General features: G+C 28.8%; 14 protein-coding genes. 4 read left to right on the top strand and 10 right to left on the bottom strand.

The window, feature by feature from the left end:
* Positions 1–36: 36 nt before the first annotated feature.
* The 4 genes from H8923_RS07535 to H8923_RS07520 all read right to left on the bottom strand — a co-directional run bounded on the left by H8923_RS07535 (position 37) and on the right by H8923_RS07520 (position 4,636).
* On the bottom strand, positions 37–1,674 hold the full coding sequence (locus H8923_RS07535) for a Na/Pi cotransporter family protein (protein WP_187127884.1): 1,638 nt from the start codon (positions 1,672–1,674) through the stop codon (positions 37–39).
* 221 nt (positions 1,675–1,895) lie between these two features.
* A complete protein-coding gene (locus H8923_RS07530) occupies positions 1,896–2,516 on the bottom strand; it encodes a DUF3786 domain-containing protein (protein ID WP_153926157.1) in 621 nt (206 codons plus the stop codon).
* 143 nt (positions 2,517–2,659) lie between these two features.
* Positions 2,660–3,868: an ATP-grasp domain-containing protein gene (locus H8923_RS07525; protein WP_153926156.1), complete on the bottom strand. Its 1,209-nt coding sequence runs from the start codon at positions 3,866–3,868 to the stop codon at positions 2,660–2,662.
* Between the two features lie 12 nt (positions 3,869–3,880).
* Complete coding sequence (locus H8923_RS07520; protein ID WP_153926155.1) at positions 3,881–4,636, bottom strand: esterase family protein; 756 nt, start codon at positions 4,634–4,636, stop codon at positions 3,881–3,883.
* 190 nt (positions 4,637–4,826) lie between these two features.
* Between H8923_RS07520 and H8923_RS07515 the strand changes: the two genes are divergently transcribed.
* Positions 4,827–5,438, top strand: a complete 612-nt coding sequence (locus H8923_RS07515) for a methyltransferase (protein ID WP_153926154.1) — start codon at positions 4,827–4,829, stop codon at positions 5,436–5,438.
* Between the two features lie 97 nt (positions 5,439–5,535).
* Here H8923_RS07515 and H8923_RS07510 read toward each other — a convergent pair whose 3' ends face one another.
* The 3 genes from H8923_RS07510 to H8923_RS07500 all read right to left on the bottom strand — a co-directional run bounded on the left by H8923_RS07510 (position 5,536) and on the right by H8923_RS07500 (position 8,132).
* Positions 5,536–5,736 (bottom strand): DUF1450 domain-containing protein, encoded by a 201-nt coding sequence (locus H8923_RS07510; RefSeq protein WP_153926153.1) that lies wholly within the window; start codon positions 5,734–5,736, stop codon positions 5,536–5,538.
* A 76-nt stretch (positions 5,737–5,812) separates the two neighbouring features.
* Entirely contained in the window at positions 5,813–7,189 is a 1,377-nt protein-coding gene (locus H8923_RS07505) for an MATE family efflux transporter (RefSeq protein WP_153926152.1), read from the bottom strand.
* A 109-nt stretch (positions 7,190–7,298) separates the two neighbouring features.
* Positions 7,299–8,132, bottom strand: coding sequence for a helix-turn-helix transcriptional regulator (locus H8923_RS07500; protein WP_153926151.1), 834 nt, complete (start codon positions 8,130–8,132; stop codon positions 7,299–7,301).
* A gap of 163 nt (positions 8,133–8,295) precedes the next feature.
* On the opposite strand from H8923_RS07500, the gene H8923_RS07495 reads away from it, so the two are divergent.
* The 3 genes from H8923_RS07495 to bilR are packed head-to-tail and all read left to right on the top strand — an operon-like array spanning position 8,296 to position 12,389.
* Positions 8,296–9,660 carry an MFS transporter gene (locus H8923_RS07495; protein WP_153926150.1) on the top strand — a complete coding sequence of 455 codons (1,365 nt, stop codon included), beginning with the start codon at positions 8,296–8,298 and terminating at the stop codon, positions 9,658–9,660.
* A gap of 27 nt (positions 9,661–9,687) precedes the next feature.
* Complete coding sequence (locus tag H8923_RS07490; protein ID WP_153926149.1) at positions 9,688–10,449, top strand: alpha/beta hydrolase; 762 nt, start codon at positions 9,688–9,690, stop codon at positions 10,447–10,449.
* A gap of 17 nt (positions 10,450–10,466) precedes the next feature.
* Positions 10,467–12,389: a bilirubin reductase, long form gene (gene bilR, locus H8923_RS07485; protein ID WP_153926148.1), complete on the top strand. Its 1,923-nt coding sequence runs from the start codon at positions 10,467–10,469 to the stop codon at positions 12,387–12,389.
* Positions 12,390–12,450: 61 nt separating this feature from the next.
* Here bilR and dhaM read toward each other — a convergent pair whose 3' ends face one another.
* The 3 genes from dhaM to dhaK are packed head-to-tail and all read right to left on the bottom strand — an operon-like array spanning position 12,451 to position 14,501.
* Positions 12,451–12,834, bottom strand: coding sequence for a dihydroxyacetone kinase phosphoryl donor subunit DhaM (gene dhaM, locus H8923_RS07480; RefSeq protein WP_153926147.1), 384 nt, complete (start codon positions 12,832–12,834; stop codon positions 12,451–12,453).
* Between the two features lie 2 nt (positions 12,835–12,836).
* Positions 12,837–13,472 carry a dihydroxyacetone kinase subunit DhaL gene (gene dhaL / locus H8923_RS07475; RefSeq protein ID WP_153926146.1) on the bottom strand — a complete coding sequence of 212 codons (636 nt, stop codon included), beginning with the start codon at positions 13,470–13,472 and terminating at the stop codon, positions 12,837–12,839.
* 30 nt (positions 13,473–13,502) lie between these two features.
* The gene (gene dhaK, locus H8923_RS07470; protein ID WP_153926145.1) at positions 13,503–14,501 is read right to left on the bottom strand and encodes a dihydroxyacetone kinase subunit DhaK; all 999 of its coding nucleotides are present in this window, start codon (positions 14,499–14,501) and stop codon (positions 13,503–13,505) included.
* Between the last annotated feature and the right edge of the window lie 41 nt (positions 14,502–14,542).

Below are 14,542 nucleotides of genomic sequence, written 5' to 3'. Positions count from 1 at the left end.
ATAAAAAAGAGTATCATTACGATACTCTTTTTCTTATTATACACTAACTGATTCGTTTACAGCTTGGTTTGAAGTTATAACTTGTGTAGCTATATTTACAGAGTGATCAGATACTCTTTCTAAATTACTTATTATATCTAAGTATATAACACCTGAATCTATACTACATACACCTTCATTTAATCTATTCATATGACTTCTACGATAAGATACTTCCATAGCGTCAACTTGTTCTTCCATTTTTATAACTTTACAAGCTAAGTTTACATCAGCTTTTTCTAAGGCTTCTAATGCACATGTATAAGTCTCTACAACTTTATTGAACATTTCTATTAATTCATCTTTACCTTTATCAGACATATTTAAGTCATTGTTTATCATACTTTCAGCTAATTCAGCTATATTCTCAGCATGATCACCAACTCTTTCTATATCATTAATAGTATTGAATAATTTATCTATTCCTTCTATGCAATCATGATTTAAAGATGTTTTAGATAATTTTAATAAATAGTCTAATATTGTTTTTTGTAATTCATTTATTTTAGCTTCTTCTTCGAAAACATATTTTACTTTTGCTTCAGATTTTTCTAATAATCCATTCATAGCATTTTCTAAAGACGACTTAGCCTTATTACCCATTCTTAAAGTTTCTTTAGATGTATTAGATAAAGCTATTGATGGAGTTGTTATCATTCTTTCATCAATGAATCTAACAACTTTAGCATCTTCCGCTTCATCTTCTCCCTCTGGAACTAACTTCATAGTAAGTTTTACTATAAGTTTAGAGAATGGAAGTAATAATATTACGTTTATTATATTAAATAATGTATGTGAATTAGCAATTTGTCTACTTACGTCATTTGGGTCTAAATGAGTAACTAACATTGTTATTGGTTTTGTAAGTATAAACATGAACACTAATGTTCCTATTATATTAAATACTAAGTGCATAGTTGCTGCTCTTCTTGCATTTTTACTTGCACCAATACTTGATATTAAAGAAGTTACACAAGTACCTATATTTTCACCATAAAGTATTGGTAATGCTGATGATAAAGGTATTAATCCTTGTGATGCAAGTGCTAGTAACATACCCATTGAAGCACTTGAACTTTGAACTATTGCTGTTATACCAAATCCTAATAATATACCTAATATTGGTTGATGTCCAAATGCAACTAATGCATCTGTGAATCCTTTATATTCTGCCAAAGGCTTAACAGCTGCCTTCATAAAGTCCATACCTGTAAATAATATACCAAATCCTATAAGAATCTCTGCTATATGCTTTGTCTTTGAATTTTTAGCAAATAAGTAAAGTACTATACCTATTCCTAATGCCATTGGTGCCATACCTACTAAATCAAGTGATACGATTTGTGCTGTTATAGTTGTACCTATATTAGCACCCATTATTACACCTATTGCTTGAGGTAATGTCATTATACCTGCATTAACAAATCCTACAACCATAACTGTAGTTGCTGAACTACTTTGTATTATTGCTGTAACTAGTGCTCCTACTATAACACCCATTATTACATTACTAGTTAAAAGTTCTATAATTCTTTTTAGTTTTGCTCCTGCTGATTTTTGAAGACCGTCTCCCATAAGGTTCATACCGTATAAGAAAAGACCAAGTCCTCCCATTAAATTAATTATGATTTCCACTACTTTTTCCTCCTAAAAATCAATTGCTACAATCACTTTTGTATGTATTTTTTATTTGCTGATTAATACACTTTTATTTTATCAAGAAATTTAACATTTGTTGTTAAGACAATGTTAAGTTATTTTACATTTCGTTAACTTAAAGTTAAACAAAAGTTAAATCTATGTTAAAAGAGAGGAAATCAAGTAATAATCAAGTTATTAATGTTAATTTATTATATTTATTTTAAATATATTGTTAAATCCTTTAGTTGCTTTGTTATGAACATTCCAATTCCTATACTACTTTCTATATGCATTATTTTTTGTATTGAACTATCAAATAGAACTGTAGCGTTTGCAGATATTTCATCATCTCCTTCCCATATTACCACACATATAGGAACTCTTGGAAATATATTAAATACCGCACTAACATCACCAAATTTGTACTCAGCTCCACCTAGACCTAATGCTATTATCAAAAATATATCACTGCTATATCCAAATTCCTTAATTAATGGCTCTATAGAACTTTTGTAAAATGCGGGGTAATATAAATTCCCTCCATTTGGGATTTCTTTCAAACTAACCCACTTATTTTCTATCTTTGTATCATCATCTGAAAAACCTAAATAATTTAGAAGTGTTATAGCTAAAGATATGTCCATATCTTCTAAAGTTTCTGTGTTATAAATTTTCTCGCTATCACAGTCTAATATATAATGATCTCCAAGTATATCTATTTCAAAGATATTCACATCTTCTCTATATTTTACATCTCTTATTTTTGAAACACGATTGAAGTTTCTGTCTTTTAACACTTTCCATCCTTGATTATATGCAATACGATAATTATTCACTTAATCATCTCCTAAAAAAGCTAGTAAATCAAAGTAGATTACTAGCTCTTGTATAAATATTTTAAACTACTTCATTTCAAAGAAATGCATGTACTTTTTAATATTCTATTCAATATAAATTAGTTGTGTGCTTATTTTTTACTTTATAACCAATTCCCACTTCCATTACGTCTTATAATAAAACGTGTAATATCCATTATTTCTTCTTTAGACATCGCCTTAAATAAAAATACATAATTCCCCATAGCCGCTGACAAAACTTCTGGAACTTCTACTTGTAGAACGATTTTACTTCCATATTCATTTTGTATATCTTCTAAGGAATGTGTATAATTTATACCATCCCTTCTGCTTGCATATCCAACCAAGCACTTTCTATTTATATCAACAAAGACTTTATCATAAATTAATACATCAGCCCACATACTATAAGTATCTACGTCATATGCATAGTTTATCATATCTGGTATATATGCTCCTGGTGCTCTCATATTCACTTCTAGACCTACTAAATCTCCTTTTTTACCTAAACCATCCTTATCTTTGTCCAGTCTAAAAAATTCAAAGTGAAAAAATCTGCTTCTTGTATCAAAAGCTTTTACTACTTCTTTTCCTATCCACTCAATGTCCATTCCTGATAAATCTTGTGAATAAAAAGCTGTATCACTTTCTTCATTTACTGTATCCATTATAGAATGTAACATAACATGACTAGAAGAAATTAATACATTCTTATTGGAATCTGTTATTCCATCAAATGTTTCAACATGTCCGTCAATATACTCTTCTATTATATAATTAATATTGTTATCTTTTGTAGAGAAGAAAAATGCCAATTCATCATCATTTCTAAGCTTATATGTATTAGATGCACCAACTCCATTATCTGGTTTAACTACTACAGGATACCCAACTTTATTAGCAAAACTTATTGCAGAATGATAATCATTAATAAAATCATATCTAGCAACAGGTATTCCACATGATTTATATACTTCTTTCATAAGTGACTTATATTTCATATGAGCCATATTTTCAATCTTTGTTCCTGTGTTTACATCAAACTTACTTCTAAGTGCTGCTTCTGTCTCTAACCAGTACTCATTTTGTGATTCTATCCAGTCAATCCTGCCATATTTATTAGAAAAGAATTCACAAGCTTGGCTTACTTCATTAAAATCTTCTAAGCTATTTACTCTATAATATTCAGTTAAAGAATTAATTGTTTCTGAGGATAAGCAGTCATAACTAGCATCTCCTATCCCTAAAACATTTACACCTCTTTCCTTTAATCTCTTACAAAACTCATAAAAGTACAATGGAAAATGAGGAGATATAAAAATAACATTCATAAAAAATCCCCCTTAAACTATCTTTCTTATAAAATATGAAAATTGAACTTTCCACCAGTCCCAATCATGATTAACATCATATCCCCATATGTCTATCATAGCTGGTATATCCTTATATTCTAATAGCTCCTTAATCCTATAAATACTTCTTAGCATTTCACCTTCCCATGCACCTTGGCCACAACAAATTATTATTTTATTCTTTCTATACATTTCTACATATGGATGGTCATAATTCATACCTTCGATATATTTTATTGGTGCATTTTTATAAACTAATTCATCGCAATAATCACCAAAGAATATATCTGAATCAAAATAACCACTTAATGAAATTGTTCCTCTAAATATATCCGGTCTCCTAAACATAAAATTAACAGCATGTGCTCCCCCCATAGAACATCCCATCGTTATTATACCATCTGAAGGAATACCTTTATTACTCTCATAATTTATTTGTAATATTCTAGGTACTAATTCATTTACAACATAGTTAAACCACTGTTCATGTCTTAATATACGTTTATGGCAGTCTTCCCCTTCAGCTGACCAAGTTTGGGAGTCTATACTATCGCAGCAAAATAACTGTATCTTCCCACTTTCTATTAAGTCATGGACATTATCTAGCATATTAAATCCTTCAAAATCGTAATATCTACCATTTTGAGCTGGGAAAACTAAAATTGGTTTACCAGAATGCCCGTATACATTAAATTCCATGTCTCTATTCAAGCTATGACTAAACTCCTTAAAATACTCTTTCTTCATACCCTACCCCCTGTTTAATTAAAATACAAAGTGCAATATACTTATATTTATATATAGTATCATAATGTTTGTATTCTTACAGACTATTTTCTTAATTTTTAAATATTTTTTTACTCCTTGATTGATTTTATTTAAGGTATTAAAATTATATAATAATATAAACTTTATTTAAAACTTGAAAGGAAAGTACATGGAAGATATTAATTTTGAAAATTTATTAAATATAAATACTTTTGGAGAAGAAAACTGGAAAGATAAGTTTAGTCACTATCATCCTTATCAGGCAACATCTTATTCAGCCCTTAATACTTTATTTGAAAATTATAAGGTAAATGAAGATGATTATATAGTTGATTTTGGGTGTGGTAAAGGTAGGCTTATCTTTTATATAAATTACTACTTTAATGCGAGCTGCTTAGGAATTGAAATGAATAATGACTTTTATAAAACTTGCTTAGATAATAAATCTTCATATTTAATTAAAAATAAGAAGCTTAAAGATAAGATTAAATTTGAAAATACATTTGCTGAGAATTATAAAATTAGCTTAAATGATAATAAATTTTACTTCTTTAATCCTTTTTCTCTGCAAATTTTTATTAAGGTTATAGATAATATACTAGATTCATTGGAAGTAAACATGAGACCTGTAGAACTTATTTTATATTATCCATCTAGTGATTATATTTATTACTTAGAAAATAATACACCTTTTGTTATTAAAAATGAAATAATTTTAGATGATTTATATGATAAAGACAACAATGAAAGATTTTTAGTATATAAACTTTCTTATTGCTAAAATATAAAATAGGAGCATCTACAATGTATTAACATTGTATGATACTCCTATCTTTGTGCTTTAATTTATTGAAATAATATTATAATTAATATAATAATTACTTGCTTAACTCTTCGAATAACTCTTCTTGAGATTGCTTTATAGTAAGTAATCCATCAACTTTTACAACAGCTTCTTTTTTATAGGCTCTACATTGTCCTATACAACCTCTTTGAACCTTTTCTTTTCCTACTACTTCTTCTAATTTATCCATATCCACATTTGAGCAATATGGACAAGCTCTAACTAAATTTATCATGTCTAGATCCTCCTAAGTAATTGTTCTTATCCAGTTAATACCCTAAATTGGAGTCATTAAACATAATTTAGTATTTTTAAACAGCTTCTAATTTAAGTTCTTCATTGCTAATTCTTCTTATCCATTTTTTCCCTGATAGCCTTTTAATACACCACAATGATTTTATTATTTCATCTATTTTAAGCGCTATAAATACTATCCCAGGTGGCAAGTTAAAAACAATACCAGCAACATATCCTAAAGGTATAGATGCTGCCCATAAAAATAATACATCCGCAATCATTAAAAACTTTGTATCCCCACCTGCACGTAATACACCTTTTGTAAGTATTCCTGAAGTAAATGAAAATACTGCTATAAATGCTGTTGAATTAAGTAAAGCATAAGCAATTTGTTTTGTTGAATCACTTACATTATAAAAATCTACTATTACATTTTTTGATAGTAGTATTATTATAGCTGAAACTATACCTAATATTAAGGATAAAACTAAAAAGGTTATTCCTCTTTCCTGTGCTTTTTCTATATTTCCTTCTCCAATTGTATTACCAATTATCACCGAACTTGCACTTGATACTCCTTGCAAAAATATCATTGTAAACTGATTGACTATATTTGATATACTATTACCAGCTACCATCTCAGAACCCATTCTTCCCATAATTACTGATAACATATTCATTCCTAAAACTAATATAATATCACTAACTAAAACTGGAAAACCTATTTTTATGTATTTTTTTAATATTACTTGATCAGTTGAAAAAAGATATTTTAATTTAAATTGTATTTTTTTATCTGATTTTAGTAAGTGGTATACTATAATTGTAAATTCTATAATTCTCGCTACTAAAGTTCCAATAGCAGCACCTTGTATACCTAATTCTGGTGCACCAAATTTACCAAATATAAGCATATAATTTAATATAATATTTACTAAAAAAGAACACCCAGAAGCAATTAAACCTACATTAACAGTACCTATCGTTCTCAGAACTATAGTAGATGTAGCTACTATACCTTGCATTATAAACGATAAAGATATTATTTTTAAGTACATAGCTCCTTGTTTTATAACATCTGCTTCTGTTGTGTAAACACCCATTATTTTTTCCGGCATAATTTGCGCAGCTAACATTAATAGTACAGCAAAAATTAAACTAAACCTTAAAAGTATTGATAATGTTTTATTTATGGAATCGGTATCTTTTTGACCCCAAAATTGACCTGTTAATACTCCAGAGCCTCCACCTAATCCATAATTAATAATTAAGAAAATTAAACAAAATTGATTAGCTAATGATGAAGCTGATAAAATTACTTCTCCAAGAGATCCTAACATCATTGTATCTGTCATATTAACACTAAATGTAATTAGACCTTGCAACGAAATTGGAACGCCTATTTGAAGAATTTTTTTATAAAAGTTTTTGTCTTTAACTATAAGTTGCATTTCTTCCTCCCCTTTATTGTAAACGTATTCATATTTATTTTATACTAGTATACTACTATTAACAATATTATTTATATAATAATATTATATAGTATACTAATACTCTTTCTTATTTATATTTTTTTATTTCATTGTAATACTCTTTTGGCGTAATGCCAAATTCCTTTTTAAAAGCACGGAATAAGTTATTATAACTTCCTATTCCACAAATCTGTGCCACATCAATTATTGTATTTCCTTCTTCAATAAGCTTTTTACATAAATCTAATTTTGCTTTTACTATATAACGATGTAATGTTATTCCTGTAGCTTTCTTGAATTCTCTTGATATGTGAAATTTACTAACATAAAATTCTTTTTCAAGATTATCTAAAGAAATTTCTTCTGTAATATGATTGTTAATATAGGAGAAAATGTCGTCAATTAAAAATGGTTTACTTTTTTTAATTTTTTGTTTTGGTTCAGCGTAAATACATGATCTTAATATCAGAACTAAAACTATTGATAGCATACTTTTTATATATAAGTTATTAGCAAATTCAGAACTGTCTTCTTTTAAGCAAACAAGCTTTTTTAATATATTTTTTATTAACATAGTAGTTTCTGTGCTTGCATCTACTACTGCACATTCAAAAGGCACAGTATTAAAGCTTCTGTTTAGATCTACTTCTTCATCTGATAGTTTATTTAATAATTCTGTTGTAATTGCTAGTTCATATATTATAAGAGATTGCTTAGACTTTAATTCTATGTCTATATCATTGTTAGGACTTATCAAAATAATATTATCAGTGCTACATATTTGAGAGCTTTTCTTTTGTTTAACATAGCAATCTCCGGAAAATATAAACAATATTTTATAGTATTTGCTAGATTTAATTCTTTTAATTTTTATATTTTTAAAGTTAACTTCTCGTACAAAATAATCTTTTTTGTCAATCATTAATACTCCCCCTTTTATTAATTGTTAGCTAATATGTCAATTTTCGTTAATATTATATCAATATATGAATATAATTTTATTTTACAATATGCGATAATGAAAATACAAATAAATATAACAAGTATTGTTAGATTTATTTATTATCAATAATAGGGGGTAGTTTATGCAAAACTTTTCAATGAAAGATAAGATCGGTTATACCCTTGGGGATTTAGGGTGTTGCTGCACAGAACAATTTAGAGCTATGTTTTTAACAGTATTTTATACATTAGTTCTAAAGGTTAATCCTATTCATGTCGGTACAATAATGTTAATAACAAAATTTTGGGATGCTATTAATGACCCTATAATTGGTGCCATTATAGATTCTCGTAAAGCAAAACCTGGTAAAAAATTTATACCTTGGATTCGTACATTTTCAATACCATGTGCAATATTAATGTGTATTGGATTTTTAAATGTTTCTAATTTAAATTATGGTTTAAAGTTAGCTTATATTTTAATTACTTATGTTCTATATGAAGCTATGTATACTTGTGTAAATGTTCCATTTGGGTCATTATCAAGTGTTATGACAGATGATACTAATCATCGTACAGATTTATCAAGATACAGAAGTTTAGGTGGAACAATTTTTATGACTGTAATAGTTATAATTGGACCACTATTTTTATATAAAGATAATGCACCTGTTCCTTCAAACTTTTTACTATTAGCTATTATTTGCGCTTGTGTAAGCGTTTTCTGTTTACAAATCACATCTATCTGGTGCAAAGAACGTGTTGAATTACCTCACGTAGAAAAAGAAAAGTTTAATTACTTTGAAGTATTAAAAAATATTTCTAAAAATAAAGCTTTATTAGGAGTTATAATTGCTAGCTTAGTTGGAATGATATCAGCTAGTGTTGTTAATGGCTTAAATACTTACTTATTTAAAGATTATTTTGGCAATGTAAAGATCATGGCTGTATCAGGAATGTTGAGTACTGTTTATTCAATAATTACATTTGTTGGTACTAAGTTTGTTGCTAATAAATTTGGTAAAAAAGAATGGTGTATGTATGGTGCTGGTTTTGCCGCAATAATATATGGAGTTTTATTCTTATTCCCAATAGATAATCCTATACTATTTATAATAATCAATGGCGTTTGTTATATAGGTGCTTCTGGATTCCAAATACTAATTTGGGCTATGGTAAATGATTCAATAGATTATCAAGAGTTACAAACTGGAACTCGTAATGAAAGTATAATCTATTCTACATATTCATTTTTTAGAAAGCTTGCTTCTGCTTTAAGCGCAAGTTTAAGTAGTTTTATACTTGCATTTATAGGATATAACGTACATGCTTCTACTCAAACTACAGAAGTTGTTTCAAATCTTTGGAAAGCGTATACAGGCATTTATTCAATCGGATATTTAATAGCAATATTAGCATTATTCTTTATATATCCTTTGAGTAAGAAAAAAACTCAAGAGATGTTAGAAGAATTATCAATTAAAAGAAATAATATAAAAAATATTTAAAATATAGCAAGTATTAGGAGAGCAATAATGATTAAATTGGTAGAAATGAAAAATCGAAAAAATAAAATATTAAGAGGTGTGCTTACTCTTCCTGATAATATAGAAAATCCTTTTATAGTATTAAATCTACATGGATTTGGAGGAAGTATGTCAGGATATAAATATGCACATACTCATTTATCAAGAGTTCTATATTCTAATGGTTTTGGTTGTGCTAGATTTGACTTTTATGGTTGTGGTGAAAGTGATGGAGAGTTTGAAGAAATGACTTTTACAGGGCTAATAGAAGACACTATTGATATTTACAACTGGCTAATTGATTCTAAAATAACAGATTCTGATAAAATCATTTTATCTGGTCATAGTATGGGTGGTTATGTAGCTTCATGTGCTGCTCCGAAATTACAACCTATTGGCCTAATTCTTATGTGCCCGGGAGCTGGAATGTGGTATGGATGCAAAGAACGTGCTGATGAATTAAAGAATAAATCTATTCAATATGCTAATATGGAAGGTTTAAAATTTAATATTGATTTTAATTATGATTTATACAACTATGAACCATTCTCTAGTTCTATGGGCTATAACAAAGATGTATTAATTATAAGAGGTACTGAAGATAAATTAGTTGATAATCGTACTTGTCAAACTTATTTGAGTTGTTATAACAATGATAAAGCAATCTATATAGAAATTGAGGGCGGAGATCATAATTTTGCAAATATAAAAGCTAAAAGTGAATGTGAGAATGCAATTATTGATTTTTGCAAATTAATTAATAACAAATAAACTTAGGGGGAATTTATATGAAGCTTTTAGAAAAAATTAATATAGGAAATATTACATTAAAAAACAGAGTTATGTTTCCTCCATTAACTACTGGTTATGAAGGTAGAGATGGTAGTATAACTAATCAAAGTATTGAATTTTATGAAAGATTAGCAAAAGGTGGTGTATCATACATAGTAATAGGTGATGTTTCTCCAATTAATGGCTTTTCTCCTACACCAAAACTATACGACGATAGCCAAATTGATGGTTTTAAAAAATTATGTGATTCAATACATAAACATGGAGCTAAGGTGTCTGTTCAGATATTTCATCCTGAGTATGACTGTGATGCTATAAATAAGATGGTTGCTAGTGGTGATATGAAGGCTGTCAGAGAAAAACTACATCATGATATGAAACACTTCGTAAATGAGGTTAGCGAAGAAGGTTTAAAAGATATTATCAATAAAATGTGTGATTGTGCAATTCGTGCTCAAAAAGCTGGTGTTGATATTATTCAAATCCATGGAGATAGATTAGTAGGTTCATTATGCAGTACTATATTAAATAAAAGAAATGATAAATTTGGTGGAACTTTAGAAAATAGAACAAGATTTGCCCTACAACTTGTAAAATCATTAAAAGAAGCAGTTCCAAATATGCCTATTGACTATAAGTTCTCAGTTGTTACACCTGAAAGAGGTAAAGGTGGAATAAATTTAGATGAGGCACCTATCTTTGCTAAATGGCTAGAAGAAGCTGGTGTTGATATGCTTCATGTAGCTCAAGCTAACCATACTGGTAATATGGCAGATACTATTCCTCCAATGGGTGTACAGCCTTACGGATTCTTTGTTGATATTGCTGCTCAAATAAAAAAATCAGTAAGTATTCCAGTTAGTACAGTGGGTCGAATATTTAATCCTAAAATGGCTGAAAGTATTTTAGAGTCTAATAAAGCAGATATAATTGGACTTGGCAGAATTTTACTTGCAGATCCTGATTGGGTTAATAAAGTAAAAGATAATAAATTAGATGATATACGTGAATGTATATGTTGCAATAAGGGATGTACTGACAATATTCAAAATCGTAAGTTTTTAAGTTGTGTACTAAATGCTGAAAATGGATATGAAGGAACTAGAAAAATCACTGAGGCTGAAACTAAGAAAAAAGTTGTAGTAATAGGTGGAGGACCTGCAGGACTTGAAGCTGCACGTGTAGCAAGTTTAAAAGGTCATAGCGTTACTTTATTTGATGAAAATACATCTTTAGGAGGTCAACTAAATTTAGCTTGTATTCCTCCTAGAAAAAATGAGATACGTAGAGCAATTAGATTTTTAACACATTCTGTAATCTCTCAAAATGTAGAATTAAAGCTTGGAAAAAAAGTAACTCAAGAAGATATATTAACTTTAAATCCAGATGTTGTATTAGTTGCAGTAGGAGCAAGTAATGTTATACCAAGTATAGATGGCTATGATAAGCAAATGGTATGTGATTCATGGAAAATCTTAAGTGGTGAACAACAAGTATTTGGTAATATCGCTGTTATTGGTGGAGGTATGGTAGGTTGTGAAGTTGCTGAGTACTTATGTCTTCAAGAAGGAAATAAAGTTTCTATAATTGAAATGGATGACAGTATAGCTAAGGGCGAAAGTAATACTATACTTCCAACTTTAATGGAAAATTTCAATAAAAATAATGTTAAAATCTATACTAATCATAAAGTTAATAAAATAAATAGCGAATATATAATTTGTGAAAATGATAATAATGAAATTGAAATACCTTGTGATTACGTAGTTATGGCAGTTGGAGCTAGACCTAATAGTTTTGATGTTGATAAACTACTAGAAAATAATATTAAAGTTGTTAAAATCGGTGATTGTAAAGATAAAGCATCTGATATTGAAAATGCAATTAAAACTGCTTATGATGCTGCTAACGAAATATAATTTCAATATATAATATAAAAGAATCTCCCCATGAATTTAAGGAGATTCTTTTATATTATATTTACTTTTCTATTTGTAAGCCTTTTATTGATTCCTTTATATCACCTATACTCTTACCTATACTTGAGTCTATAGCAGCTACAAAAGCACCTTCTACTAAACTAACTTTGCAAATTTCTACTTTTTTACTAATAGACTCATCTAACATATCTATAGCTAATTCAGCATTCATAAGTGCACTTCCAATATCAAAGAATAGTAAAACACCATCATCACTATAAACTTCTTCAATCGCACTCATAATTTTCATAGGATCTGTACCTATTCTACCATCGTCAGTTCCACCTGCAGCACATATCTTAACACCTACAGCCATTTGACTTATAAGATCTTTTAAACCTTCTACAAGTTTATTGCTATGAGATACTAATACTATTCCAACCATAATTATTCCCCTTTTATATATTCATATATTGTTTTTAGTATTAAGTAACTAGAAGTTGCACCTGCATCTTGATGACCTAAACTTCTATCTCCAAGATAGCTTGATCTTCCTTTAGTAGCCTTTATTTCTTTTGTTTTCTCTACCCCTTCATATGCTGCTTTTTGTGCATTATCTAAACAATCAATGATAGATAAACCTTTTTCTTTTGACTCAATTAAAGAATTTAAAGCAGGCTCTATTGAATCAATCATAGTCTTTTCTCCAGCTACAGCCTTTCCCCTCATTTTTATTCCATCTAATGAGGCTTTTAGAACATTTATAAAATCATCTAAATCCATTTCACTTTTATTGTTAAGTACTGGTGCAGCTTTCATAAATGCTGTTCCATATAATGGGCCTGATGCTCCACCCACTGTTGAAACTAAAGTCATACCTATTTTTTTAAATGTATTTCCTAAATTTTCACCATTGTCATCAACTAACTTTTCTCTTACAGCCTCAAAACCTTTACTCATATTAAGACCATGATCTCCATCACCTATTGCTGCATCTAGTTCCGTTAAATATAATTTATTTTCACTAATTACATCAGCTATTTTATTAATTATATTAATTACCTCTAATCCTTTTATACTCATGAATAATTATTCCCCCCTTAAAATGAACTACTATAATATCTTAAGTCCTAGTGTATCTGCTTTAGCATCAAGTAATTCTTTTAACTCATCATCAAGTTTTAATATACTTACTGAGTATCCAGCCATTTCAAGAGATGTCATATATTCCCCAACAAATGTATTGTATATTTTTATACCTTTATTAGTTAATATTTCATTAACTGTTTTATTTGCAATGTAAAGTTCCATAAGAGGCGTTGATCCTAGCCCATTTACCATTACAGCAACTTCTTCATCTTCAGCTATTTCTACGTCTGCTAATATTTTATCTATTAAATGAGTAGTTATATCATTAGCACTTGATATTTCTTCTTTATGAGTTCCTGGCTCTCCATGTATACCCATTCCTATTTCTATTTCATTTTCTTCCAATGTAAAGTTTGGTTTTCCTGCTGCTGGAACTATACAAGGACTTAGTGCCATTCCCATACTTCTAACATTTTTGATTACTTTATTAGCTACTTCTTTTACTTGCTTTAGTGTTGCTCCTTGTGTTGCTTTTGCACCTGCTATTTTATGTACAAATACAGTACCTGCAATCCCTCTTCTACCTGCTGTATATAAACTATTTTCAACAGCAACATCGTCATTTACAACTACATAATCAACTTCTATACCATCCATTTCTGCCATTTCTTTTGCCATTTCAAAGTTCATAACATCTCCAGTGTAATTTTTAATTATTAATAATACACCATTTCCACTGTTTACCTCTTTTATAGCTTCATACACTTGATCTGGAGTAGGAGATGTAAATACTTCGCCACAAACTGCAGCATCAAGCATTCCATATCCAACAAACCCACCATGTGATGGTTCATGTCCACTTCCTCCACCACTTACTAGCCCAACTTTACCTTCTACTGGAGCATCTTTTCTTACTAAAATATTCCCATTATCACTTTTTCTTACATAATTAGGATGTGCTAATACTATTCCTTGAATCATATCAGATACTACATTACTTGGATCATTGATTATTTTTTTCATTTTAATTAATCCCCCTAAATAACATTTTCCTTAATAATATT

Origin of the sequence: Romboutsia faecis, from assembly GCF_014323405.1 — a bacterium.
Lineage (GTDB): Bacteria > Bacillota > Clostridia > Peptostreptococcales > Peptostreptococcaceae > Romboutsia_E > Romboutsia_E faecis.
Note: the sequence above shows the minus strand (reverse complement) of the source record. Positions and strands in the feature narration are given on the sequence as shown.